General features: G+C 57.3%; 4 protein-coding genes. All 4 read right to left on the reverse strand.

All coding sequences use genetic code 11. The features are described from left to right. Positions 1–42: 42 nt before the first annotated feature. On the reverse strand, positions 43–1674 hold the full coding sequence (gene tilS / locus DQX05_RS23235) for a tRNA lysidine(34) synthetase TilS (RefSeq protein WP_259392183.1): 1632 nt from the start codon (positions 1672–1674) through the stop codon (positions 43–45). A 133-nt stretch (positions 1675–1807) separates the two neighbouring features. Further along, positions 1808–2827 (reverse strand): protein kinase domain-containing protein, encoded by a 1020-nt coding sequence (locus tag DQX05_RS23240; RefSeq protein WP_397335908.1) that lies wholly within the window; start codon positions 2825–2827, stop codon positions 1808–1810. Beyond that, on the reverse strand, positions 2811–3575 hold the full coding sequence (locus DQX05_RS23245) for a vWA domain-containing protein (RefSeq protein ID WP_119795766.1): 765 nt from the start codon (positions 3573–3575) through the stop codon (positions 2811–2813). Before DQX05_RS23245 ends, DQX05_RS23240 begins: the two co-directional genes overlap by 17 nt. A gap of 375 nt (positions 3576–3950) precedes the next feature. Then, positions 3951–6455 (reverse strand): stage II sporulation protein E, encoded by a 2505-nt coding sequence (gene spoIIE / locus DQX05_RS23250; RefSeq protein WP_119795767.1) that lies wholly within the window; start codon positions 6453–6455, stop codon positions 3951–3953. Between the last annotated feature and the right edge of the window lie 695 nt (positions 6456–7150).

Genomic DNA, 7150 nt, shown 5'->3' on the forward strand with positions numbered 1-7150 from the left:
GGCCCCTCCTAGAGTGAATACTGAAAACTTACATGAACGTGATTACATCATGCGGTTAGGTTGGGCGGAGCCTGATCGCTGCTGCGCCGGAATATGCGCACCGCCTTCCAGCTCCAGCCGCAGGACACGGTCTGTAGAGGGCCCGACCAGCGCGGCATCCGAACGCCGCACACCCGGCACCCACAGGATCTGCCCGTTGGCATCCGTCACGATGGGGACGGTGCCGCGAAGCGAGGGCGCAATTTTGGCATCGACGAACATATCTTGCACCTTTTTGCTGCCATTTAACCCTAAAATACGCATTCGATCGCCGTCGTGGCGGTATCGGACACGCAGCGGCCAGCACAATTTTTCCGCATCGAACAGCGCTTCCACCTGTCCCAAGAGGAACCGCGTTCTTCCAGATGCGGCTTGATGCGCCGCTTCCTGCGTGATGGAAGAGCGGCTATCGCACTCTATAACCCAATGCAGCGTACTGCCATTCGACGGTATCGGGAGAATGCCCGATTCATATGTACGATCTATCGTCAGATCCAGCATATCCGGCCCGTTCTTCGCCTGACCGATGGGTTGGCGCAGCCATAGCAAGCGGTCGTATTCTCTGCGGAATTCGACGCCGGGGGCCGCATCCGTCTTCCATGTGGATGGCTGTTCCCGGATCGCCGCATTCCGCAGCGCCTCAACCGTGTCGAAATCGGCTTGTTCCGCTTCCCGCGTGAGATAGTTTAATATTAGTTTAATCAACCTGCGTTGTAAAGCGACATGTGCTTGAAGAAGCGCCCTTCGATCAAGAACGACGCCGTTCGGCGGCGGTGATTCCATTGGAGCGTCTTCTCCATCCTGTACCGTCTTCACCACGTGTTGAAACAACTGCCGCGCCTGTTCCTCCATCCAATCATTCTCTTCCCGCAGCACATCGGCCGTGCGGCACAGGGAAGCGATCAGGCCCGGGTTCTCCTGCTCAAGCCGCGGCATAACGTCCAGCCGGACCCGGTTGCGCAAGTAATCGGTCTTCGCATTGCTGCTGTCCGTCACGTAGGCAATGCCTCGCAGACGGCACCACTCCAGCAATTCCGCCTTGCGTACCCCCAGCAGCGGTCGGACGAAGGAGAAGCCGTCCGCCGTCCTCTTCCAGGCCATTCCCGACAGCCCCGTGCTGCCGGTTCCGCGCAGCAGCCGCATCAGCACCGTCTCTGCCTGATCATCGGCATGATGCGCCAATGCGATTACCTGCCCCTGCTCGCGAGCGGCAACTTCCTTCAGGAAGTCATAGCGGAGCTGCCGCGCAGCCGCTTGGGCATTCATCTTATGCTCCGCCGCCCAGCCCGGAGCGTCCACTCGCTTCATCGCGAGTCTGATCCCGAGCCGCTCCGCTTCCCGCTCAACGAACCGCGCTTCTTCGTCCGACTCCTCCGGGCGGAAGCCGTGATGCACGTGGGCGATGATCATCCGTCCGCTTCCCGGACGATATCCGGTCAGGGCTACGATGGCATGCAGCAGCAGCATGGAGTCCGGTCCGCCCGAGACCGCGATCACGATGCGGTCGCCATCGTTCCATAGCCGATGCCGCTCTACGGTGTCCCGCAGCTTCTCCGTCCATTGCCGCCACGCATATTCGCTGTCATTGCCCGCATGCCTGCCCGGTTCCATCATGTCCATCCCGATTCCTTCCATTATGTCCTGCTGCCGCAGACTCCTCTTCCCCGGTCATGCTATGTCCAAGGCTCTGATACCTTATGTATGAAGGAAGACCTGCGTGATAAACGTAAGTACTATGTATAAATTCAATATAACACAATATGTCCTATTAATCGAAACCCCATGCCCAAAAAGCGATGCTCACAGCCAACAGCAGCACAGACACGGCAAAAAACCACTTCAGCCACGACGGCGTGGGGCGGTTCAGCGGCTTGCCGGAGCGATGCAGCTTCCGTGTCTGTTCATGCCACAGACGGCATGCCTCCTCCGGGGAAGCGAATTCCCCGCGCAAGGCCGGTGCCAGCCATGGCTCATACGGTCGCACCCGGGGATGATTCCGGGCGATATCGATTAGATCCTTGATGTCGCGCGTCTGCGGGAGCGTTGACTTGATCCGTTCCCGAAGCTCCCGTTCGGCCATCATCTGAATTGTCATGACCGCGAACGAGAACAGATCATACCGGAAGTCGGCTGTGCGCGATCCGGCGTGCCAATACCCCCGGTCATACAATTCAGTGAATTGTTTTACACTTTTCCCGGTAGAGGTCAGACCGCCGTAATCGATCAACTCCACCTCTCCGTTATCGTTCACCAGCACGTTCTCCGCCTTCAGATCGCCAAAGACAACTCCCTGCCGGTGCAGCTGCCTGAGCTTTTCCAGCAAGCGCCCTCCCACGACGCCATACCAATCCGGCCCATGCTTATAAATGAACTTGCGGAGACTCACCCCCGGCACATACCTCATCACATAGAAGGGAATACGCTTGCCGTGCAGATCGCAATCATCGTTATCGACTAGAAATGGCCGTGCATGGTGGCGGCCCGTGCGCCCCGCCTCCGCTTGTCGTCCCTTGTCCCATGTCCGCAGCGCGTTAATCTCGGACTGGATATCGACCGAGTTCATTCCCATCTTAAGCGCATAGGCAGCGGTCCGTCCTCCGCGCGTCTGCGCTGCAGACGGAAGATGGGTCACCAAATACACGACTCCGTTGGCCCCGCGGCCAAGCCGTCGCTCAATTCGGTAGACACGCCCGTTCCACACCCCCTGCAGCACGGTTCCCGCCTCGACACGAAGCGCCGCTGCCTGCGCATGATGCTGTTCGTTCTCCATGTTACACGATGTAGTCACTCCACATCCCATCCGTTCCTGTTCCATCTGAGGCGTACGACGCCAGGTCGCGTTCCTGATTCGCCTTGCCTCCATCATATTGATAATAGTCGATCACTTTCAAGAGCGCAGGTCCTGTCGGTGTCGTTCCCCGCATGTTCAACCGCTGGAACAAGCGCTTCGCGCGGCTAATATCGTCGGTCCATTCCATATCCATCACGGCCTCTTCTCCGCCGTAAGGTCCCGGGAAATGGAACACGCTCAACTCGCTTTTGCCCGTTCTAGCCTGCAGGCTTAGCATCAGATCCCGTATCGCCTCCTCTACAGCCGGGAGCTTCGGCTTCATGCTCGCGCTCGCATCGATGAGCAGGGCGACGCGCAGCGGCGAGTTCTCGCTGAGCTCGTCCATGACGCGCACCACTTCCGAACGCTGCTCCGGCGGAAGGGTCTCGAATTCGACGTTCTGCTCGGCTCCGAAAATTTGACGCAGCTCCTTGTTCACGGCCTGATGAATCGTCTGTACCACCGTCTTGCGCGTCATCATCTGCACTGTCTGCGACAGCTGATGCGACTGGACGATGCGGCTTATCCCTCCTCCTGCACGGGCGATCTCCTCAATTTCCCGCGCTCCAAGCTCACCTATCGTTCCGTAATCCACAATGCCGACAACATTAACCGAGATGCCCCGCTCCCGCGCTGCTGCAGCAGCAACGGCAGGCTGAACGCCCACATTGGAGCAGCCGTCGGTTATCAATAGAATTTGCTTCATGTCGATTTCCGCACATCCTCTCTTCACCGAATCTAGTACGGGTGCGAGTTCAAAAAGACCGGTTGTCAGCACCGAGAAGGTTGCAAGAACTCGAAGCGAATGCTTCCGATGCAAGTTTTGCTCCGCAGAACTTGTAAGCAGCAGCGCAATGTAGGCGCGACTACATGAGCAGCTACAATGTTTCCGCAGGAAACATACTTCGGAATCATAGGCTCTTCAAGAGTGAATGCAAGATTCGATACCGAGTTCTTCCCGATTTTCTTCGTGATCAAAAGCGGCTTTTTGAACTACCTCATTCTAGTATTTCCAATGAAAAGAGAGTTTACACCCCGCTGGCCATACGGAGGGCGGAAAGCAGGAAGCCGCGGCGAGAGATTAGCTGACCGTCAGCGGCCGCTCCATATGGTCATGCCCATTCCAATGCAGCGTCGCCCATTGCGGCTGATGGCGGGCTACACGCGTCACGACGACGGTCATGTCGTCATCGATATGACCGCTGGCATGACGGATGACGGTCTCCAGGAGAAGATCGGCAATCTCCTGCGGATCGTCCGTCTCCAGCTCGCTGATGAGCCGCTTCATCCATATCTCCTTGTTGGCTGCCGGCCCGGGAGCATCGAAGATCCCGTCCGTCATCATAATCAAGATATCTCCCGGCTGCAAAGCCGAATCAATCAGATCAAAATCAATATCCTGTATAATACCTATCGGCAAGTTGCTGCCCGATACTAAGCGCACGTCCTTCCCGTTCTTGATGAAGCTGGGCGTGGAGCCGCTCTTCATGAACGTCGTCTTGGCCGAATACAGATCGATAATCGCCATATCGACCGTCGCGTAGATCTCATCCGGAGATCGCAGCGTCAGTACCTGATTGACGGATTGGATCGCCAGCTTCTCGTCAATGCCCGATTGCAGAAATTGGGACAGCAGCTTCAAGGCGGTGCTGCTCTCCATGCGGGCCCGTTCGCCGTTGCCCATCCCGTCGCTCAAGGCGACCGCATACTTCCCGCTGCCGAGCTCCAGCGTGCTGAAGCTGTCTCCCGATAGCATATCCCCTCCTTTGGCGGCCCCGGCCATGCCGGTCTCCACCTCGAATGCCTTCGCCGAGACGAAGGTGACCATACCGTGCCCTTCCGTTCCGGTTAACCTCTCCTCTCTGACGGCGATATGCTCGCCCAATATATCCGACAGCAGCGGCGCAATGAGCTTGCGGCACTCGTCATAGCCATCGGTGAAGGAATGAATCATCTCGATCTCGATCCGCCCCGCATCGAGCGATAAAATATCGACGCGGTGCACGGACAGCCCGAGCTCCTCCATAGCCTGCCGAATCTGCTCCTCCTGCATGAACAGCTCCCGTCCTTCGCGCCGAATCTCCCGGGCCAGATCATCCATGACCTCTGAGACGCCCGCCAACTGATCGGCAACGAAATGACGGCTGTCCAAAATCTGCTTCTGCCAATGCTCGTCCAGCGCCCGCCGAATGATATGCTCCCTCATCAGCGCAAGCACCTTCGGCGCCTTCATGCAGTGGCTCCTCCACGTCTGAGGCAATTGCTTCTCCTTGTAAGAGACGATCTCGGTATCCTGTTCGACCTTGCTCATCATCTGATTCATCATCGTCATCGTCTGGACCGACTTATGGTTCCAGCAGGCCTGCTGCCGCGGGCAGCCGAGACAGGTAGCGGCCGTCACGGATTCAATCATCCGATTGCGCTCCTCCCCCACCGTCGGAGGATCGCCAGTATGGGCGGTCTGCTTGAAGCTGCTCGACAGTTGGCGGAACACCTCCGAGAACTGGGTAACCCGTTCCGCCGTCAGGTCACGCATCCGCTTCGCATATTCATGCTGCGATTTCGTATGCTCGTTCGTTCCCGGCACATATTTGGCCAAGGTCGCGCATATCGATTTAGGAGTGAGCAAGAATAGCGCCGCGGCGGCGATCGTCTCCCAGGTCGACGCCATCACCTCCGAAGGAGGCCCGAGATAGACGGACAGAATCGCCGTCCCGAGCAGCATGCCGAAGGCAACCGCCCAGCGCTTGCCGTCCTTCAGCAGTCCGGCCAGCAAGCCGGCAAACGCCAGCACGCTCATCTGCGTCAGCGAATTCGGCTCCGCCAAGCCGAGAATCAAGCCGAGCACGACGCCGACCGAGGCGCCAAGCGGCGCTCCCCCGACCAGGGCGAACAACAGCACGAAATAGCGGGATATGATGTGATCCAGTTGCAGCGACTGGACGGTCCAGCCTACGGCGCCGGTCATAATCGATGCCAGAAGAATCATCAGGCAGATCATTTCCTCCACCCTCAGTGTATAGTTGCGTTTACTCATCGTCAGAACGGGCAATGCTTGTATAAACACGAGGGTCAGGACGAGACCGAGCACAGCATCCGTCATATCCATCACGAGGGCGTACCAGGTCAGGTCCGTCGACATAAATGTCACGAACAGCTTAACGAGCAGTGTGGCGGCGAACACGATAATCGGCGCCATGTTCATATCGGTCCGTTCATAAGCTTTAATGCCGCGGTGCATCAGTACGATAAGCAGCAGCTGCATGCCCATCATGAGCGAGATCTGCTCCGGCGCGAACAAGCTTCCGGCCAGCAGTGCCGTCCCTACCCAGGTTGCCAGCTCGCGGCGCGTAAAATAGACGACCGCAAAAAACGCGGCGGCGAACGGAAACAGTTCATTCAAGATCATGGCCCGTCCCAGCAAAAAACCGATAAGCACAAACATGAAGGTCCATTTTCGCGTACCAAGCACCATCTTGAATCGTTCCAGCCGCCATCTGTTATGAGGGAGGCCCCATTCGCTCTCTCCTTGCCCCCCGCTCTGCCAACCCTTCTTCGGAAACGGAATCACCTTTGTCTTACTCATGCCAAGCACCACCTATTCTCTGAAATATGTGCCTCTCATTATAGAGAAGGAGCTGGAAATAGTTTGTCAGAAAAAGGAGCCCCGTCCAAAAAACTTTCCGACATCAGTTGAGTCCGGCGCGAGAAAACGGACAAGCCTGTTCGGACAAGGGTTCGCCCATTGTAAGACGGCATGAGGGCGAGCAGGTGAATGTCATTTTTTTGCAGTTCTGACCTTGGCGCCTCTCGGAAATAAGGGGAAAGGATACGGAATAGCGTAAGAACCTGTCGTAACCATTCGGTCGAGTGACAAAAATAGTGGCGGTGGAAAAATGAATGCGATGAATCTGCCATTCCGTCACAATGTGGAGACTGCTGGGGAGAGGATAGAAGAGCGGAAGCCGTTGTGAAGGCGGCAGAGGCACAAGCGGGAGGGCAGAAACCGTTGGGAAGCTGGCGCGTATAGCTTGAGTGGCCAGAGGCCAGTAAGCGGGCTGGCGTGGGGCTCAGGTGGTTGGCCAGATCCCATGGTGAGAGGCTTGTGTGGAGCTTGGGTGGTGGCAGATGTTGTGAGAGCTTGGGTGGAGCCTGGATGGTGGTAGATGTCATTGTGAGAGCTTGTATGGAGCCTGGGTGGTGGCAGATTTCATTGTGAGAGCTTGTGTAGAGCCTGGGTGGTGGCAGATGCCATTGTGGGAGCTTGGGTGGAGCCTGGGT

Source organism: Paenibacillus thiaminolyticus, from assembly GCF_003591545.1.
Taxonomy (GTDB): Bacteria; Bacillota; Bacilli; order Paenibacillales; family Paenibacillaceae; genus Paenibacillus_B; species Paenibacillus_B thiaminolyticus_A.

What these genes read in the sequence shown, in the direction of transcription:
- DQX05_RS23245 (WP_119795766.1), bottom strand. Translation starts at nt 3,575, where the DNA reads ATGAAGCAAATTCTATTGATAACCGACGGCTGCTCCAATGTGGGCGTT.
- spoIIE (WP_119795767.1), bottom strand. Translation starts at nt 6,455, where the DNA reads ATGAGTAAGACAAAGGTGATTCCGTTTCCGAAGAAGGGTTGGCAGAGC.
- tilS (WP_259392183.1), bottom strand. Translation starts at nt 1,674, where the DNA reads ATGGAAGGAATCGGGATGGACATGATGGAACCGGGCAGGCATGCGGGC.